General features: G+C 34.4%; 18 protein-coding genes. All 18 read left to right on the forward strand.

Features of this window, described 5'->3' with window-relative positions:
- Nucleotides 1-152 precede the first annotated feature (152 nt).
- The 18 genes from ACWV26_RS04695 (at nucleotide 153) to rpsB (ending at nucleotide 15,261) form a co-directional block, all read left to right on the forward strand.
- On the forward strand, nucleotides 153-605 hold the full coding sequence (locus ACWV26_RS04695; RefSeq protein WP_455897216.1) for a flagellar biosynthetic protein FliO: 453 nt from the start codon (nucleotides 153-155) through the stop codon (nucleotides 603-605).
- Nucleotides 598-1,266, forward strand: a complete 669-nt coding sequence (fliP, locus tag ACWV26_RS04700; protein ID WP_455897217.1) for a flagellar type III secretion system pore protein FliP — start codon at nucleotides 598-600, stop codon at nucleotides 1,264-1,266. The genes ACWV26_RS04695 and fliP overlap by 8 nt, the downstream gene beginning before the upstream one ends.
- A 13-nt stretch (nucleotides 1,267-1,279) precedes the next feature.
- Entirely contained in the window at nucleotides 1,280-1,549 is a 270-nt protein-coding gene (gene fliQ, locus ACWV26_RS04705; protein ID WP_455897218.1) for a flagellar biosynthesis protein FliQ, read from the forward strand.
- A 4-nt stretch (nucleotides 1,550-1,553) separates the two neighbouring features.
- Nucleotides 1,554-2,330 (forward strand): flagellar biosynthetic protein FliR, encoded by a 777-nt coding sequence (gene fliR, locus ACWV26_RS04710; protein WP_455897219.1) that lies wholly within the window; start codon nucleotides 1,554-1,556, stop codon nucleotides 2,328-2,330.
- Between the two features lie 7 nt (nucleotides 2,331-2,337).
- Nucleotides 2,338-3,417: a flagellar biosynthesis protein FlhB gene (gene flhB / locus ACWV26_RS04715; protein ID WP_455898177.1), complete on the forward strand. Its 1,080-nt coding sequence runs from the start codon at nucleotides 2,338-2,340 to the stop codon at nucleotides 3,415-3,417.
- Between the two features lie 23 nt (nucleotides 3,418-3,440).
- Nucleotides 3,441-5,474: a flagellar biosynthesis protein FlhA gene (gene flhA / locus ACWV26_RS04720; protein ID WP_455897220.1), complete on the forward strand. Its 2,034-nt coding sequence runs from the start codon at nucleotides 3,441-3,443 to the stop codon at nucleotides 5,472-5,474.
- Entirely contained in the window at nucleotides 5,471-6,586 is a 1,116-nt protein-coding gene (gene flhF, locus ACWV26_RS04725; RefSeq protein ID WP_455897221.1) for a flagellar biosynthesis protein FlhF, read from the forward strand. The genes flhA and flhF overlap by 4 nt, the downstream gene beginning before the upstream one ends.
- Nucleotides 6,583-7,446 carry a MinD/ParA family protein gene (locus ACWV26_RS04730; protein ID WP_455897222.1) on the forward strand — a complete coding sequence of 288 codons (864 nt, stop codon included), beginning with the start codon at nucleotides 6,583-6,585 and terminating at the stop codon, nucleotides 7,444-7,446. Before flhF ends, ACWV26_RS04730 begins: the two co-directional genes overlap by 4 nt.
- 55 nt (nucleotides 7,447-7,501) lie before the next feature.
- Nucleotides 7,502-8,587 carry a protein-glutamate methylesterase/protein-glutamine glutaminase gene (locus tag ACWV26_RS04735; RefSeq protein ID WP_455898178.1) on the forward strand — a complete coding sequence of 362 codons (1,086 nt, stop codon included), beginning with the start codon at nucleotides 7,502-7,504 and terminating at the stop codon, nucleotides 8,585-8,587.
- Between the two features lie 13 nt (nucleotides 8,588-8,600).
- The gene (locus ACWV26_RS04740) at nucleotides 8,601-10,655 is read left to right on the forward strand and encodes a chemotaxis protein CheA (RefSeq protein WP_455897223.1); all 2,055 of its coding nucleotides are present in this window, start codon (nucleotides 8,601-8,603) and stop codon (nucleotides 10,653-10,655) included.
- A gap of 40 nt (nucleotides 10,656-10,695) precedes the next feature.
- Entirely contained in the window at nucleotides 10,696-11,142 is a 447-nt protein-coding gene (locus tag ACWV26_RS04745) for a chemotaxis protein CheW (RefSeq protein WP_455897224.1), read from the forward strand.
- A 16-nt stretch (nucleotides 11,143-11,158) separates the two neighbouring features.
- Nucleotides 11,159-11,791: a chemotaxis protein CheC gene (locus tag ACWV26_RS04750; protein WP_455897225.1), complete on the forward strand. Its 633-nt coding sequence runs from the start codon at nucleotides 11,159-11,161 to the stop codon at nucleotides 11,789-11,791.
- Nucleotide 11,792: 1 nt separating this feature from the next.
- Complete coding sequence (locus ACWV26_RS04755) at nucleotides 11,793-12,293, forward strand: chemotaxis protein CheD (protein WP_455897226.1); 501 nt, start codon at nucleotides 11,793-11,795, stop codon at nucleotides 12,291-12,293.
- A complete protein-coding gene (locus ACWV26_RS04760) occupies nucleotides 12,293-12,637 on the forward strand; it encodes a hypothetical protein (RefSeq protein ID WP_455897227.1) in 345 nt (114 codons plus the stop codon). Before ACWV26_RS04755 ends, ACWV26_RS04760 begins: the two co-directional genes overlap by 1 nt.
- Nucleotides 12,638-12,737: 100 nt before the next feature.
- Nucleotides 12,738-13,511 (forward strand): FliA/WhiG family RNA polymerase sigma factor, encoded by a 774-nt coding sequence (locus ACWV26_RS04765; protein WP_455897228.1) that lies wholly within the window; start codon nucleotides 12,738-12,740, stop codon nucleotides 13,509-13,511.
- A gap of 19 nt (nucleotides 13,512-13,530) precedes the next feature.
- Nucleotides 13,531-13,836 (forward strand): hypothetical protein, encoded by a 306-nt coding sequence (locus tag ACWV26_RS04770; RefSeq protein WP_455897229.1) that lies wholly within the window; start codon nucleotides 13,531-13,533, stop codon nucleotides 13,834-13,836.
- Between the two features lie 8 nt (nucleotides 13,837-13,844).
- Entirely contained in the window at nucleotides 13,845-14,375 is a 531-nt protein-coding gene (locus tag ACWV26_RS04775; protein ID WP_455897230.1) for a hypothetical protein, read from the forward strand.
- Between the two features lie 160 nt (nucleotides 14,376-14,535).
- Nucleotides 14,536-15,261, forward strand: a complete 726-nt coding sequence (gene rpsB / locus ACWV26_RS04780) for a 30S ribosomal protein S2 (protein WP_455897231.1) — start codon at nucleotides 14,536-14,538, stop codon at nucleotides 15,259-15,261.
- Nucleotides 15,262-15,281 lie beyond the last annotated feature (20 nt).

Genomic DNA, 15,281 nt, shown 5'->3' on the forward strand with positions numbered 1-15,281 from the left:
CTATGCAAAATTCTTTTGTATTCGCAGCTTCAAATGATTCTGTGGAAGAATGTCTTAAAAATCCAGATGTATGCAAGGATAATTCAACTCCAGCTGTCGATGATAAAAATCAATCGGCAGCTGTCGGTTTGTCTGGATGAGAATACATAAAAATGGTATTAGCGCTTGTTTTTGTCATCGCTCTCCTTTATGGTGTGCTTAAATTTATCAATAGCCGAAATAGCAAATATCAACAAAACCAATTAATGCAAAATCTAGGTGGTATATCTCTTGGTCAACAAAAATCTGTGCAATTACTAAAAGTAGGAGAATCACTGTATTTAGTGGGTGTTGGTAACGATGTTCGTATTCTAAAGGAAGTAACAGATAGTAAAGAAAAAGAGCAATTGCTAAATTTATATAACGATAAGCATGAGCTTTCAAGCCAAATTCCCTACGTCGCTCTTCTACTATCGAAGTTTAAAGAAAAAGCTTCAAATCAAAAGGAACCTTCTCAGAATAAAGATTTTAAAGAAGAATTCCAAAAACGCTTAAAGTTATTAGGGAATGAGCGTCGAAAAGAAATAGAAGATTGGAAACAGAAGGAGAGGGAAAATAATGAGTGATTTTGTCCATTACTTCTCCAATAATGACCCAACGAATGTATCTACAACTGTCAAATTAATGTTAATGCTTACAGTACTATCGTTAGCACCAAGTATATTAATATTAATGACCTGTTTTACGAGAATTGTCATTGTTTTATCTTTTGTAAGAACAGCATTAGCAACACAACAAATGCCACCAAACCAAGTTCTTGTTGGTTTAGCTTTGTTCCTAACTTTTTTCATCATGGCGCCTACATTCCAAGAAGTGAATAAAAACGCATTACAACCGTTATTTGATGAAAAGATTTCAATTGACGAAGCATATTCTAAGGCGAGTAAGCCTTTCAAAGAATTTATGAGCAAAAACACAAGGCAAAAAGATTTGGATTTATTTTTGAAGTATTCTGGTGTAAAGGAACGTCCCAAAACGATTGAGGATATCCCACTAACAACATTTGTACCGGCATTTGCGATTAGTGAATTAAAAACAGCTTTTCAAATGGGTTTTATGATTTTCATTCCATTCTTAGTCATTGATATGATTGTTGCTAGTGTTCTTATGTCGATGGGGATGATGATGTTACCACCGGTTATGATTTCACTACCTTTTAAAATATTATTATTTGTATTAGTAGATGGTTGGTACCTAGTGGTGAAGTCTTTATTAGAAAGCTTTTAGGGGATGAATAGTTATGACAGAAGAAGTAGTCATCAAGGTAGCAGAAGAAGCGATAAAAGTAATATTGCTAGGATCGGGACCATTATTACTTGTTGCATTAATAACTGGCCTTTTAGTTAGTATTTTCCAAGCAACTACTCAAATTCAAGAGCAAACTCTTGCATTTGTACCGAAAATTATTGCTGTGCTCGTTTCTATTATCTTTTTTGGTCCCTGGATGCTTAGTCAAGTGACTTCATACACCAAAGATATTTTCGAGAATTTAATTCGATTTATAGGGTGAGAAAATGGAAGAAATAGTTCCGAAACTAACCATATATCTACTAATCCTGATTCGTATTTCGGCCTTTTTTATGACAGTTCCATTTTTTTCTTATCGAACAATACCAGGCAAAGTAAGAATTACACTTGCAGTAGTGTTGTCATGGATGATGTATTATACATTAGATATAAAACCATTTGAAATTAATGGTGAATACATATTATTAATGATGAAAGAGGCTGTTGTTGGTCTTTCTATAGGTCTAATTGCTTATATGATAATGTCGGCTATACAAATAGCAGGAGGGTTTATCGATTTCCAAATGGGTTTTGCAATCGCAAATGTAATCGACCCTCAAACTGGAGCTCAAAGTCCTTTATTAGGTCAATTTTTTAATACATTAGCTCTTCTCGTGTTATTAGGTACAAATGGACACCATTTACTATTAGATGGGATTTTTTATAGTTATCACTATATTCCAATGGATCAAGTATGGCCAGCTTTTGGGGCAAGTGGTGTAACGGAATTTGTAATGAAGACGTTTGGCACACTTTTTGGCGTAGCATTTCAAATGTCCATCCCTATTGTAGCGACGTTATTCTTGACAGATATTGCGCTAGGGATTACTGCACGTACTGTTCCACAGTTAAATATATTTGTCGTAGGGTTTCCGGTAAAAATTGGCGTGAGTTTTATTGTATTAATCGTCACAATGGGCGTTATGGTTGCTGTTATGGAAAAACTATTTAACTTCTTGATGATTAGTATGAGAGATTTTATGACGCTTATTGGTGGTGGATAAAGTGAAAATGCTTGAGTTAGACTTGCAATTCTTTGCAGGGGAAAAAACGGAAAAAGCAACGCCTAAAAAACGTCAAGATTCTCGTAAAAAAGGGCAAGTCTTAAAGAGTCAAGATATTACAAGTGCTCTTGTATTGTTATCAGTATTTTTATTTCTGCTAATTGCTGCAACCCCGATGAGAAATGGCATTTTGTCGTTTTTTAAACAATCTTTTTCAAAATATATGTTAGAAGACTCCTTATCAATTGAACTTGTAGTCAAAATATATAAAGAAGTGATGTCAGAAGTAGCAGTCATTTTGTTACCAATAATGGCAATTGCAATGATTGCTGGTATAGTAGGAAATTTCCTTCAATTTGGTTTGCTATTTACAACTGAACCACTAAAATTCGATTTAACTAGATTAGATCCGATGAAAGGGATAAAGCGGATATTCTCTATCCGTTCTGTAGTTGAACTCTTAAAATCGATATTAAAGATCTCTTTAATTGGTACAGTGACAGCAGTTATATTATGGTTGAATCTTGACAGTGTATTGAGTCTATCATTTAAAACGCCTTTGGCAACTCTCGTAACAGTTTCGAAGCTTACAGTATTAATGGGTATTTGTGCATCCGCGGTATTATTGCTGATTGCTGTTCTCGATTATTTCTATCAAAAATTTGATTACGAGAAGAATCTGAAAATGTCCAAACAAGATATTAAAGATGAATATAAAAATTCAGAAGGGGATCCTCTGATCAAATCTAAAATTAAGCAACGTCAACGTGAAATGGCCATGCGTAGAATGATGCAAGAAATTCCAAAAGCAGACGTTGTTATTACTAATCCAACCCACTATGCCATTGCATTGAAATATGATGAAGAGACAATGGATGCTCCAAAAGTCATTGCAAAAGGTACAGATTATATAGCACAAAAAATAAAATTAATCGCGAAGGAAAATGATGTGGTAATGGTAGAAAACCGACCTTTGGCTCGTGCAATGTACGATCAAATCGAGATTGGACAACCTATTCCGGATGACTTTTTCAAAGCTGTAGCTGAGGTATTAGCGTATGTATATCGTATTAAGAAGAAAATTTAAGGGAATAATTGGGAGGGATACATATGAAATTTAGCGACGTAGGAGTTTTGGCTGCAGTCATTATGATAGTAGCGATGCTCATTATTCCTTTACCACCATGGATGTTAAGTTTTTTAATCATTGTCAATATTACGCTAGCGTTACTTGTATTGCTAACAGCTATGAATATGAAAGAAGCATTAGAATTTTCTATCTTTCCTTCACTCTTATTATTATTAACATTGTTCCGACTAGGTCTAAACGTTTCAACCACTCGAGCAATTCTAACAGGCGGAGATGCAGGAAATGTTGTTGAAACATTCGGTACCTTCGTAGTAGGTGGAAATGTTTTAGTTGGTTTAGTTGTGTTTGTTATATTAGTTATCATTCAGTTTATCGTTATAACCAAAGGTGCTGAACGTGTATCTGAAGTAGCTGCACGTTTTACGTTAGACGCAATGCCAGGGAAACAAATGGCCATTGATGCGGATTTGAATGCTGGTTTGATTTCTGAAACAGAAGCAAGAGAACGACGTGAGAAAGTGAGTAATGAAGCGGACTTCTATGGCTCAATGGATGGTGCTACGAAATTCGTAAAAGGTGATGCAATTGCAGCAATTATTATCGTTTTGATCAACTTAATTGTTGGTTTAATCGTTGGAATTGTTCAAAAAGGAATGGGATTTTCAGATGCTATCCATTTGTTTACAACATTGACTGTAGGTGACGGTCTTGTTTCCCAAATTCCAGCATTACTTATTTCAACAGCAACAGGTATTGTTGTTACTCGAGCTGCATCTGACGGTAACTTAAGTAAAGATATTACAGGTCAACTATTTACGAATCCTACTTTAATATACATAGCAGCTGGAGCGGTTTTTATCCTTGGATTAGTGACACCAATTCAATTTATCTATACAGTTCCTGTTGCGGCAGTATTAGCCATTTTAGCTTATCGGATGAAGCAAGGAACAAAAGAGAATATAGAAGAGCTCGAACAAATTGAAGAAGTCGAAACAACGGATAATTTGAAAAGCCCAGAGAATGTGGTTAATTTATTGAATGTCGATCCAATTGAATTTGAATTTGGCTATGGATTAATCCCATTAGTAGATGCATCACAAGGTGGAGATTTGCTTGATCGAGTAGTAATGATTCGCCGTCAACTGGCATTAGAATTAGGAATCGTGATACCTGTTGTTCGAATTCGAGATAATATTCAATTACAACCAAATGAATATCGTATTAAGATTAAGGGAAATGAATTTGCACGGGGTGAATTGTTATTAGACCATTATTTGGCAATGAGTCCAGGCGATGATGATTCGATTGAAGGGATTGATACAGTGGAGCCATCCTTTGGTTTACCTGCAAAATGGATTACTGAACAAGTAAAAGAAGATGCAGAAATGCTTGGCTATACTGTTGTTGATCCACCAAGTGTTGTATCAACGCATTTAACTGAAATTATTAGAGCGAATGCTTCTGAACTTTTAGGGCGTCAAGAAACAAAACAATTAATCGATCACTTAAGAGAAACCGTACCAATTTTAGTTGATGAATTAACTCCTGCTCCTTTATCTATTGGAGAAATTCAAAAAGTATTGGCAAAACTATTAAAAGAGAATGTATCTGTACGAAATTTACCAGTAATTTTTGAGACATTGGCAGATTATTCAAAACTAACGTCTGATGTGGATGTTTTAACCGAGTATGTTCGACAATCATTAGCTCGTCAAATTACGACTCAATATGCTTTAGGACAATCTGATATAAAAGTATTAACTGTATCAGCAAAAGTCGAAAAAATGATAGCAGATAGTATTCAGCATACAGAGCATGGAAATTATTTAGCAATGGATCCAAATGATTCACAGGCAGTTTTAGAATCAATCGCAAAAGAAGTAGAGCGTATTGCATTATTTGAACAGGCACCTGTCATATTATGTTCTCCAGCAGTTCGTATGTACTTGAGGCAATTGACCGAGAGATATTTCCCTCAAATTCCAATTCTCTCCTATAATGAACTTGAATCATCCATCGAAATTCAAAGTGTTGGGGTGGTGAACGTCGAATGAAAATGAAAAAGTATACAGCATCATCAATGGCTGAAGCGATGAAGAAAGTACAAGCTGAGTTAGGTGATGATGCCATCATATCAAGCTCAAAAGTAGTCTATTCAAAAGGCTTTTTAGGAATGTTTAAAAAGAAGAGTTTTGAAGTCGTAGCAGGAATAGATCAAGTTAATCTTATAGAATCACTCATTCCCTCAAAAGTAGATTCGCAAATAGCAAAAGAACAAACGACTGAAGAACAAAATCAAGATATCAAAAAAGAGTTAGCAGAATTAAAAACAATGTTGAAATCGTTTCAACGTCAATCTACAAGTGACAAATATCCGGATGAACTATCACTTATTATAAAAAGATTAGAGCAACAAGAGGTACACCCTGAGCTCATCACACAAATAAGTGATGGGCTCTTTCATGTTTTAAAACATAGCAAAAAAGAGTTATCACAAAAAGAAATACAAGAAATTGCTGAACAACAATTGATGATAATATTGAAGGATTTACCTTTTGGAGGCATTTCTTATAAAAAGAAATATATCAATGTATTAGGTCCAACTGGGGTAGGAAAAACAACAACCATTGCAAAAATGGCAGCACATGCAGTTTTACAAAAGAAAAAGAAAATTGGATTTATAACAACAGACACATACAGAATTGCTGCAATAGAACAACTTAAAATCTATGCAAATCTGTTACAAGCACCTGTTGAAATTGTTTACAGCCAAGAAGATTATGAAAAGGCATTAGTAAAATTTGAACATTTAGATTTAGTATTTATCGATACAGCTGGTAGAAATTATAAAGAAGTGAAATATATCAAAGATCTCATGCAGTTAATTGATGTTGAAACAAATACGGAAAATTACCTAGTGTTGTCTATGACATCAAAAGAGAATGATATGGCAACAATTATTGAACGGTTTTTGGCATTTCCAGTGGAAAGATTTATATTTACCAAGGTGGATGAAACAAATACTATTGGCTCAATGGTCAATTTAATGGTTAAATATAATAAGGGACTTGCTTACTATACCAATGGTCAAGAAGTACCAGAAGATATTGAAGAAGCTTCTCTGAAGAAAATGATTAAATTGCTCTTCCAAGGAGATTTCCAATGAGAGACCAAGCTGAATCATTAAGAATCAAAATGCAACAACATAGTCAGTTAGGAAAAGCAATTGCTGTTGTTAGTGGGAAAGGTGGCGTAGGCAAAAGCAATTTTGCTACAAACTTTTCTAGTATATTAGCATCTAATGGTAAAAAGGTCATCATTGTGGATATGGATATCGGTATGGGGAATATTCATATTTTACTAGGAATGCATTCTAGAAATAGCTTGAAAGATTACTTACAAGGAGATGTTTCTTTAGATGAAGTAATCTTTGAAGGACCTAATAATTTGCATTATATCTCTGGAGGTACTGGTCTTGCAGGATTGTTAGAATGGTCGGATGAAATGTTTATGCTGCTATTGACCGCTTTTGAAAACCTACAATCTTCTTACGATTATATCTTATTTGATATGGGAGCAGGTGCCACAAATTGGTCACTTGATTTACTAATATCAGTTGACGATATTATTGTTGTAACGACCACAGAACCTACTTCAATAACGGATGCCTATTCTATGATGAAATATATCCATTTCAAGGATAGAGAAAAGCACTTTTACCTTCTTTGTAATAGGGTTTTAGAAAGTAAAGAAGGTACAGATACATTAAATAGATTAAAACAAACCATGCACCGTTTCTTATCAAAGGAAGTAATGATTTTAGGCTCTTTACCTGAAGATAGACTAGTTCATCAAGCTGTAAAAAAACAAGTTCCCTTTTCTCTTTTATATCCAGACGCGCCTATTACGAATACATTAAAAGAGATTACATATCGATTTATAGAAGGGAATATCCAAGAAGTTATAGTTCAAAGTAAGTCTAGGTTTATCTCAAAATTAAAAAGTATTTTTACGCAAAGGAAGTGATTATTTGTCTATTAATCAACAAAAAAAGCTTTTAGTGGTTGATGACTCAGCATTTATGAGGAAGCTTATATCAGATTTCTTTGCAAATCATCCTTCTATTCAAGTTGTTGGTACAGCAAGAAATGGCAAAGATGCTATTAAGAAGATTCAATTACTAAAACCAGATGTTGTAACAATGGATGTAGAAATGCCAGAGATGAATGGACTAGATGCTTTGAAAGTTATTATGAAAGAATTTCCTGTACCAATTGTTATGTTGTCAAGTACAACAAAGAATGGCGCGAAAATTACTTTAGAAGCTATTTCAAATGGTGCTGTAGACTTTATAGCTAAACCAAGTGGCCCTATTTCATTAGATTTACATAAAGTTGAATCAGAATTAGTAGAAATTGTGGAAAATGCAGCAAAAGTCCATGTTTCAAAATTACGTCATACAGATTTTATAAAGCAAGATAAGTTGTCTGCTTCTGAAGCAAGTGTACAGATTGATCATTTACAAAGAAAAGTACCTACTAGTCAAGAATCACATTCTATCGTTAACAATCTAGTAAAATGGAATTCGCATTCTAAAAAAATGATTCTAATCGGTACATCAACAGGTGGTCCTAGAGCCTTGCAAGAAGTGATTCCAAGACTACCAAGCAATATTAAAGCACCTATCCTTATTGTGCAACATATGCCTGCGGGATTTACGAAATCATTAGCCAATCGATTAGATCACCTATCAGAAATTACTGTGAAAGAGGCTGAGCACGGCGAAATCTTACAAAATGGTGTTGCTTATATTGCCCCTGGTGGATTTCATTTGCTAATTCGTAAAATAGGGACTTCTTATGGAATTGTATTAGATCAAACAGAACCACCTCGCGTGGGACATAGACCTTCAGTAGATGTAATGTTTGTAAATAATAGTCTTTACAATGATTTTGATAAGATTGCAGTAATTATGACAGGTATGGGTTCAGATGGTACAAAAGGATTGCAAGCATTAAAAAATAGTGGAAATGTGATTGCGATTACAGAATCATCTAATACAGCTGTTGTTTATGGTATGCCTAAATCAGCATATGCAACAGGTTTAGTTGATGAAGTCGCAGATGTAGATGATATATCAAATATTATTATGAAGTATTTACCTTAAAGGGGGGCTATTCATGGATACAAATCAATATTTAGAGGTCTTTATAGATGAAAGTAAGGAACATCTTCAATCTTGTAATGAAAACTTATTAGCATTAGAAATAAGCCCACATGATCTAGCAATTGTCAATGAAATTTTCCGTAATGCCCACACATTAAAAGGAATGTCAGCAACAATGGGCTTTGAAGATTTAGCGGATTTGACTCATAAAATGGAAAATGTGTTGGATGCAATTAGAAATGAGAAAATTACTGTAACACCAGAAATTTTAGATGTTGTGTTTGAATCCGTAGACCATTTAGAAGCAATGATTGATGATATTGCAAATGGCGGAGATGGTAAACGTGATGTAACAGTGACTGTTGCAAAATTAAAACGTATTGAAAATGGAGAACCATTAGAAAATGTGGATTTTGTCAATACGAACGAAGAAACGCAAGAAGGCCCTATGACTAGTACAAAAGAATTGATGTACGATGAATTTGAGTTAACTGTCATTCAGCAATCACTTGAACAAGATTTCAATACATATGAAATTATAATTCAGCTTCGTGAGGATTGTTTATTAAAGGCTGCTAGGGTATTTATGGTCTTTGATATATTGGAGAAGTTGGGAGATGTCATAAAATCTTCACCTACTGTTGAGAAACTTGAGGAAGAGCAATTTGATCTTGAATTTATTGTCGCTTTAATAACAAAAGAATCAGCAGAAGATGTACATCAGAAATTATTGAAGGTATCAGAAGTAGATAATGTAACAGTTAAACCAATTAAATGTGAAATGCAAGAAAAGAGTGAAACTGCTGCTACTGCAATTGAAGAGGCCCAAGAGCAACATAAAGAGCAAGAATCACCTAGCCAAGTTCCGTCGAAAACAGCTACTCCAATAGCTGCTAATAAGAAGCCTACGCATGCAAGTAGCAAGACTATTCGAGTGAATATTGAACGATTAGATATCTTGCTGAATCTATTTGAGGAACTTGTTATTGACCGAGGAAGATTACAATCTATTGCATCAGAATTAAATCATGCTGAATTAAATGAGACAGTAGAGAGAATGTCACGTATTTCAGGTGATTTGCAAAACATTATCTTAACAATGCGCATGGTGCAAGTTGAAACGGTCTTCAACAGATTCCCTAAAATGGTTCGCCAATTAGCCCGAGATCTGCATAAAAAAGTAAATATAGAAATTATAGGTGCTGAAACAGAATTAGATCGAACAGTTATTGATGAAATAGGTGATCCACTTGTACATCTTATTCGTAATGCGCTAGATCATGGTATTGAAACCCCAGAAGTTCGCAATGCAGCTGGAAAATCTGAAGAAGGCCACGTTGTATTACGTGCATATCACAGTGGTAATCATGTCTTCATCGAATTAGAAGATGATGGTGCAGGTATTAATCGTGAAAAAGTACTAGAAAAGGCGATATCTAGAGGGATTGTTTCAAAAGATACTGCAAATACACTTACAGATAATCAAGTGAACGAATTGATATTAGCATCTGGTTTTTCAACAGCAGAGGTTATTTCTGATATATCCGGTCGGGGAGTAGGACTTGATGTTGTTAAATCAACTATTGAATCATTAGGCGGCACGATTACAATCGATTCAACAGAAGGTAGGGGCTCTCGATTCTCAATTCAATTGCCATTAACATTATCGATTATTTCTGTGATGTTAGTAGAAATTGAAAAAGAAATCTATGCAATTCCACTTTCATCAATTATTGAAACATCCATTATTCGTAGCGCTGATATTTTAAATGCTCATAATCAAAAAGTAATTGACTTCCGTGGCAAGGTGGTTCCTTTAGTGTTCCTGGAAGAAATCTTTGAAGTACCACGCACGAAACAACCTAATAATGATTTGTATTCAGTTGTAATTGTTCGTAAAGGTGACAAAATGGCTGGACTCGTAGTGGATTCTTTCATCGGGCAACAAGAAATCGTCTTAAAATCATTAGGAAATTACTTAACCAATGTTTTTGCAATCTCAGGTGCTACTATTCTCGGAAATGGTGAAATAGCTTTAATCATCGATTGTAATTCTCTTATTAAATAATAAAATAAAGCGATTTAAATTGTAGAAAGAGGTGTTTATATTGGCAAATTCACTAGATTTAGAAAGTGTAAAAGTTATTATCTTTCAATTAGGAGATAAAGAATATGCAATTCCTGTCAACCAAGTTCAGGGGATTGAAAAAACAATGCATATTACAAGAGTACCGAAAACACCTAACTATGTGAAAGGTGTGATTAATCTTCGTGGCGTAGTAACACCAATTATTGATCTTAGAGACCGCTTTAACGTAACTTCATCTGTGGAAAGTGAAGATACCAGAATTATTATTATTTCATTAGAGAATATGGAAGTAGGGTTTATCGTCGATTCTGCCAATGATGTAATGGATATACCGAAATCATCAATAGAACCACAGCCCGAAGTGGTTGGTTTCCATGAAGAAGAATTTATATCTGGTGTTGCAAAAGTTGAAAAAAGATTATTAATTTTATTGAATTTAGAAAAAATACTAAATACTTTAAAATAAGGACAGGGAAATTCTCATGACATTTTACGATAAGATTACGTCTTTACACTTAGATGTTTTAAAAGAAATCGGGAATATTGGGGCTGCACACGCTGCAACAGCCCTTTCTGATTTGTTAAATACGAAAATCGATATGCGTGTCCCAAAAGTTGAAATGATCTCTTTCAATGAGATGATGGAATTAGCGGGGGGCACTGAGAAAGTTGTTGCAGGAATTTATCTTAGAATTGAAGGTGATGCAAAAGGTGGGATGTTTTTCATCCTTCCTGTAGAACAGGCAAATCACTTTATAAAGAAATTAATTTTTGATGAGTCCTTTGACCTTCAAAACCCGCAAACTTCAGAAATTGGAATATCAGCCATGCAAGAGCTTGGTAATATTCTATCAGGATCTTACTTATCTGCGTTATCGGATTTTACCAGATTGAAAATTTATCCTACACCCCCCGCTTTAGCTGTAGATATGTTTGGAGCAATTATTAGCTTTGGCCTTGTTGAAATTTCTCAAATTGGAGATCAAGTTATTGTAATAGATACGACTATTTTCGAAGAACATATGGGAGATTCAGATGCTGTTCGAGGTCATTTCTTTTTACTCCCTGATCCAGATTCCTTTGAATCTATTTTTGGATCTTTAGGGGTTATGTAATATGAATGAATTAGAAAGTACAGTTATTAAAGTTGGTATTGCACAAATGGATATCGCTAAATCACCAAATTCTATTAGAACTTCAGGCTTAGGATCTTGTGTTGGTGTAGTTATATTTGATGAATCAAAAAAAATTGCGGGATTAGTTCATGTCATGTTGCCTGATTCAAAATTAGGGCGTGCAAATGTGAGTAATGCAGCTAAATTTGCAGATACAGGTATATATGCAATGGTTAAACAATTAAAATCTGAAGGTGCCCGTGCTTTTAATTTAAAAGCTAAAATTGCTGGAGGAGCGCAAATGTTCCAATTTACATCCAATACGGATTCCATGCGAATTGGTCCGAGAAATGTAGAAGCAGTAAAACAGCAATTAAAACTTCTATCGATTCCGATAGTTGCAGAAGATACAGGGGGAAACAGTGGGCGAACAATTGAGTTTGATCCTACTTCTTCTGTTTTACATATACGTACTGTAAATCAAGGAGTGAAAGAAATATAATGGTTGGCTCATATTTAACTAATTGTTTCGCAGCATTAATCGCTTTCACCATTTATTTTTTAATGTCATTGCAATCCTTAAAAAGTCCATCTACCATAATAATTTGGTCATTTATTGTTGCGATTATTGTTTTTTTAATTACGTATTTAATCCGCTATTTGATTGCGTTTGTTATGTATACCTCTTCAGATGAGGAAGCAATCGATGAAGGAGAAAAAGCAACACAAAATCATAAAAAGGATGCAGACAAATCTTTAAAGGAAAATAAGGATGAAATATTGACTGAAAATCAAGCAAAAGAATTAGCTGAAGCTGTTAAAACAATGATGTCGAATGACGAATAACTTCGATAAAAGTATTATTTTTTGCTCCCAACAATGGTAAAGATTTGATATAATATACATGGATTTAGAAGAATTTAGTAGAGTAGGCGAGGAGGATTCGATGATGCAACCAACGTCAAATGATGAACAGAAGCTATGGCAGAGCTGGATGGCAAAACGTGATCCTCATGCAGGAGATTTGTTGATAAAAAAGTATACCCCACTCGTTTCATACCATGTACAACGCATTAGTACAGGGTTACCCAAAAATGTATCGAGAGATGAATTAACAAGCCTAGGCATGATGGGATTATTTGATGCTCTAAATAAATTTGATATATCAAGAGATTTAAAGTTTGATACATATGCTTCTTTCCGTGTCCGAGGAGCAATAATTGATGGATTGCGAAAAGAAGATTGGTTGCCACGATCCGCTCGTGAAAAGTCAAAAAAATTAGAAGCACAGATTGAATTGATGGAGCAACAATTACAGCGTCATGTCACCCCGGAAGAAGTAGCTGAAAATTTTGACACTAGTGTAGATGAAGTATATCAAACTATGCAAGAAAGTTTTATGTCTAATGTGCTCTCAATGGACGAACATTATTCAGATCAGGATGATTCGGATGTTAAATCATTTGCCATTAGAGATGATCATATTCGTACACCGGAACAAGAAATTATTCGAACTGAACTTATAGATGAGTTAGTAGAGAACATATTAAAATTAAACGAAAAAGAACAACAAGTTTTAAGCTTATTTTACACAGAAGAGTTAACATTGACTGAAATCGGGGAAATACTCCATCTTTCAACTTCTAGAATTTCTCAAATACATTCAAAGGCACTTTTTAAGTTGCGAAAATTATTATCAGCCGAGATGCAAACTAGCTAAAAAATGCAAGGAGGCAACTATGAGCTTAAAAGCACTGGAATTACAAATAGCATTGCCAAAAACGTTTGAAGCAGGTAAATTGTTAGAGCAAGCTCAAGAGACAAGTAATACAGCTCAAGCTGTTGCAAATGAAGCATTGCAAAAACAAATTGAAAAAAATAAAACAACTGTTTTAGAAACTGATAAAACTTCAGAAGTAAAAGATGAACATTCTAATAAGAAAGAAAATAATAAAAACCAAAGTCGAAACAGGAATCATATGTCTTCTAATAATGAACATATTCAACATCCTTTTAAAGGACATTTTGTAGATTTCAGCGGATAGGAGTTAAGATGTTATATTTTGTATTAGTGTTTTTGTTTATAGCACAAATATTAAGCTTTTACTTCATCATATTGCTCAATGTTAAAATATCACGACTAAAAGATATTGAAAAAAGTCAAGAACGTTTAAAAGATGAAATCGATCAAGCAACATCAATATATTTAGCTGAAATGCGTGATGAAAATGATCGATTAATCGGAGAACTAAAAAAGATACGTGAAAATAGAATGCAAGACACTAAATCAATTATAAATGAGCCATTAAAAGAAGAAAAGAGCGATACAATTACGAGAAAGGAAAAACTGGATCCTCCTAATTTTAATATGCCTAGAAACCTAGTTGCCAAGGCATATCAAGATACTTCTGCAAAAGTCTCAACTAAAGAAATTCCTGACAGTGTTATGGAGCAACGAAAGAAATTAACCATAGAAGAAGAAGTAAGAAACTTGCATCAAAATGGCAAAAATATTGACGAAATAGCTAAAATGTTACAAAAAGGAAGAACAGAAATTGAATTATTATTGAAATTTCAACACTAAAATTGTTGCATAGGGATTGACGCTATGATATATTATCAATTGGTGTTACATTACACACGTATTCTGATGTTCGGAGAAGGTGCTCTGGAGGATTCTTTAGAGTTGCTCCTACAAATGACGAATGCGGAGGACAATAAAACCATATCAGGAGGAAATACAAATGTCAGTAATCTCAATGAAACAATTACTAGAAGCTGGTGTACATTTTGGTCACCAAACTCGCCGTTGGAACCCAAAAATGAAAAAATTCATTTTTGTTGAACGTAACGGAATCTACATTATCGATTTACAAAAAACAGTTAAAAAATTAGAAGAAGCTTACGACTTCATGCGCCAAGTTGGACAAGACGGTGGTAAAGTTCTTTTTGTAGGTACAAAAAAACAAGCTCAAGAAGCTATCCAAGAAGAAGCAGAACGCTCAGGTAACTACTATATTAACCAACGTTGGTTAGGTGGTACTCTTACAAACTTCGGTACAATTCAAAAACGTGTTGCACGTATGAAAGAAATCGAAAAAATGGAAGAAGACGGTACTTTCACTGTACTTCCTAAAAAAGAAGTAGTTCAACTTAATAAAGAACATGAACGTCTTGTAAAATTCTTAGGTGGTATTCGTGACATGCACGATCTACCAGACGTAATGTTCGTAGTAGACCCACGCAAAGAACGTATTGCTGTAGCTGAAGCTCGTAAATTAAATATCCCATTAGTAGCGATGGTTGATACAAACTGCGACCCAGATGAAATCGACTACGTTATTCCTTCAAATGACGATGCTATTCGTGCTGTTAAATTAATTACTTCTAAAATGGCAGATGCTTTGATTGAATCTAAACAAGGTGAAGAAGAAGAAGTTCAAGCAGCTCAAGAGGTTGCAGCTGAGTAATTTCGGATTACAGAACAGGT

The sequence above is a fragment of the Rummeliibacillus sp. JY-2-4R genome (assembly GCF_053847205.1).

What these genes read in the sequence shown, in the direction of transcription:
- fliR (WP_455897219.1), top strand. Translation starts at nt 1,554, where the DNA reads ATGGAAGAAATAGTTCCGAAACTAACCATATATCTACTAATCCTGATT.
- ACWV26_RS04760 (WP_455897227.1), top strand. Translation starts at nt 12,293, where the DNA reads ATGGTTGGCTCATATTTAACTAATTGTTTCGCAGCATTAATCGCTTTC.
- flhA (WP_455897220.1), top strand. Translation starts at nt 3,441, where the DNA reads ATGAAATTTAGCGACGTAGGAGTTTTGGCTGCAGTCATTATGATAGTA.
- flhF (WP_455897221.1), top strand. Translation starts at nt 5,471, where the DNA reads ATGAAAATGAAAAAGTATACAGCATCATCAATGGCTGAAGCGATGAAG.
- flhB (WP_455898177.1), top strand. Translation starts at nt 2,338, where the DNA reads ATGCTTGAGTTAGACTTGCAATTCTTTGCAGGGGAAAAAACGGAAAAA.
- ACWV26_RS04775 (WP_455897230.1), top strand. Translation starts at nt 13,845, where the DNA reads ATGTTATATTTTGTATTAGTGTTTTTGTTTATAGCACAAATATTAAGC.
- ACWV26_RS04770 (WP_455897229.1), top strand. Translation starts at nt 13,531, where the DNA reads ATGAGCTTAAAAGCACTGGAATTACAAATAGCATTGCCAAAAACGTTT.
- ACWV26_RS04740 (WP_455897223.1), top strand. Translation starts at nt 8,601, where the DNA reads ATGGATACAAATCAATATTTAGAGGTCTTTATAGATGAAAGTAAGGAA.
- fliQ (WP_455897218.1), top strand. Translation starts at nt 1,280, where the DNA reads ATGACAGAAGAAGTAGTCATCAAGGTAGCAGAAGAAGCGATAAAAGTA.
- ACWV26_RS04695 (WP_455897216.1), top strand. Translation starts at nt 153, where the DNA reads ATGGTATTAGCGCTTGTTTTTGTCATCGCTCTCCTTTATGGTGTGCTT.
- ACWV26_RS04765 (WP_455897228.1), top strand. Translation starts at nt 12,738, where the DNA reads ATGATGCAACCAACGTCAAATGATGAACAGAAGCTATGGCAGAGCTGG.
- rpsB (WP_455897231.1), top strand. Translation starts at nt 14,536, where the DNA reads ATGTCAGTAATCTCAATGAAACAATTACTAGAAGCTGGTGTACATTTT.
- ACWV26_RS04735 (WP_455898178.1), top strand. Translation starts at nt 7,502, where the DNA reads ATGAGGAAGCTTATATCAGATTTCTTTGCAAATCATCCTTCTATTCAA.
- fliP (WP_455897217.1), top strand. Translation starts at nt 598, where the DNA reads ATGAGTGATTTTGTCCATTACTTCTCCAATAATGACCCAACGAATGTA.
- ACWV26_RS04750 (WP_455897225.1), top strand. Translation starts at nt 11,159, where the DNA reads ATGACATTTTACGATAAGATTACGTCTTTACACTTAGATGTTTTAAAA.
- ACWV26_RS04755 (WP_455897226.1), top strand. Translation starts at nt 11,793, where the DNA reads ATGAATGAATTAGAAAGTACAGTTATTAAAGTTGGTATTGCACAAATG.
- ACWV26_RS04730 (WP_455897222.1), top strand. Translation starts at nt 6,583, where the DNA reads ATGAGAGACCAAGCTGAATCATTAAGAATCAAAATGCAACAACATAGT.